This window comes from Terrabacter sp. AAH1 (assembly GCF_054456855.1).
Genome location: NZ_JBTJJV010000027.1, coordinates 1 through 2,275, shown reverse-complemented (window position 1 = coordinate 2,275; position 2,275 = coordinate 1). Strand labels below are relative to the sequence as shown.

Sequence of the window (2,275 nt, the reverse complement as noted above, 5' to 3'; positions counted from 1 at the left end):
TGTCAACGGCACTCGAAAACTGACCCCCTGACGGCAGGTGAAAACTGACCCCCGCATATCAGTTCTCTTCCTGGTTGGTGGCTGCGGGGACGCGGCCGAGGTCGCGGTCCTTGAGCCGGTACGAGTCGCCTTTGAGGGCGATGACCTCGGCGTGGTGGACGAGCCGGTCGATCATTGCGGCGGCCACGACGTCGTCGCCGAAGACCTCACCCCACCGGCCGAAGGGCTTGTTGGAGGTGACGATCAGGGAGGCGCGTTCGTAGCGGGAGGACACGAGCTGGAAGAACAGGTTGGCGGCTTCGGGTTCGAACGGGATGTAGCCGACCTCGTCGATGACCAGCAGCGGGTACCGGCCCAGTCGTCGGAGCTCATCCTGCAGGCGGCCGTCGTGGTGGGCGCCCGCGAGCCGGTCGACCCATTCGGACGCGGTCGCGAACAGGACCCTGTGCCCGGCTTGGCAGGCGCGGATCGCGATGCCGGTGGCGAGGTGGGTCTTGCCGGTGCCGGGCGGCCCTAGGAAGACGATGTTCTCTCTGGCGGTGACGAAGTCGAGGGTGCCCAGGTGCGCGATCAGGTCGCGTCGCAGGCCGCGGGCGTGGTCGAAGTCGAACTCCTCCAGTGATTTTCGGGCGGGGAACCGGGCGGCGCGGATCCGTCCCTCGCCGCCGTGGGACTCGCGGGCCGACACCTCGCGTTGAAGGCACGCGGCGAGGAACTCCTCATGAGTCCAGGACTCGGCGCGGGCCCGTTCGACCAGCCGCGGGACGGCCTCGCGCAGGGTCGGTGCCTTCAGCGCCCGGGTCAGGAACGCCAGCTCGCTGCTCACGTCACGCCCGGGCCGTCCCGGACCAGCGGCCGGCTCGGTCGTGCCCGCCGTGGTCGTGCCCGAGGTCCTGACCGGACGGCTGGTCATCACGCCACCCCGCTTCCGGCAGCGTCCAGCCCGGTGCCGTCGGTGCCGTCGGTGCCGAGGGCGGTGTCGTAGCTGGCCAGGTCCCGGACCTGCACCTCGGCGTGCTGGGGTGGCCGGGCCGCGGCGATGTGCGCGCGTCGCATCGCGGCGGCCGCGGTCGCGTGAGCGGGATCGGTGAAGGACTGGTGTTTCGCCCAGGAGCGGGGATGGTCCGCCACGACATTCCCGTCACAGGTCACGACCACCCGTTCCAGGCCGGCGGCCACCTCCACGCGGCGCCCGACCGCGCCCGGGTGGACCGAGTAGTCGTTGCTGTCCAGGCGGACGTAGTGGTCCCGCGGCAGCCGGGTGCTGGCGTGCCAGCCGGTAACTGGAGCCACCGGCGGCAGCGGCATCATCGCCGCCTTGTCGGGCTCGACCCGGTCCGCAGGCCGGCACCCCAGCACCCGCATGTGCCGGCTGTTCGTGCGTGCCACCCACGCGCTCAGCTGGGTGTTGAAGTCGGCCGGGGAAGCGAACGTGCGCCCGGGCAGGAACGAACGCTCGAGGTGGTCGTGGAACCGCTCGACCATGCCCTTGGCCTCCGGGTCGGCCGGCTTACAGATCACGACCTTCGCGCCGAGCACCCCGCGGAAGGCCTGACAGGCCCCGGTCAGCTCCGGCTGCCGGGCCCGCCACCGCCCGACCGCGCCTTCCCCGTCCCACACCAACGCCCGTGGGACCGCGCCGAGGACGTTCAGGAGCTGCCACCACCCGGCGTACAGGTCCTGCTCGCCGCGGGTCGGGACCAGGACCGCGCAGCGCCAGCGGGAGTACCCCGACACCATCGTCAACACCGGCAGGCCAGTCGCGGTGCGGTGCTGCCCGGCCCCGACCGGGAGCCGGATGTCGGGGAACCAGAAGTCGAACTGGGCCAGCTCACCCGGCTCGTAGCTGGTGCGGGAGGCGGGGTCCGGCGGCAGGTACGCCGGCCGCAGCTCGGTGACCCGGTCGCGCAGCACCCGGATCGAGTGCTCCCAGCCGATCCGTTCGGCGATCACCGTCGCAGGCATGCTCGGCCAGCCCTGCAGGTACTCGCGGATCAACGGCTCCACTGCGTCGACCACCGACCCGGACGGCGCCCGGGAGTAGGACGGCGGCCCGGACGCGGACAACGCCTTCTTCACCGTGTTCTTCGAGCAGCCCATGGTCCGCGCGATCACCTTGATCGGCATCCCCTCGGCCTTGTGCAGTCGACGGATCTCAGCCCAGTCCTCCACAGACAACACCCGCTTCCTCCCGCCCTCGCAGTTGAGGACAGGATCCGGCAGGGGGTCAGTTTTCACCTGCCGTCAGGGGGTCAGTTTTCAGGTGCCGTCGACA

General features: G+C 70.9%; 2 protein-coding genes. Both read right to left on the bottom strand.

Going from position 1 to position 2,275, the window contains the following annotated elements; all coding sequences use genetic code 11:
* Positions 1-58 precede the first annotated feature (58 nt).
* Complete coding sequence (gene istB, locus ACXR8F_RS21475; RefSeq protein ID WP_458803621.1) at positions 59-913, bottom strand: IS21-like element helper ATPase IstB; 855 nt, start codon at positions 911-913, stop codon at positions 59-61.
* Entirely contained in the window at positions 913-2,181 is a 1,269-nt protein-coding gene (gene istA / locus ACXR8F_RS21470; RefSeq protein ID WP_458803620.1) for an IS21 family transposase, read from the bottom strand. Before istA ends, istB begins: the two co-directional genes overlap by 1 nt.
* Positions 2,182-2,275: the final 94 nt, after the last annotated feature.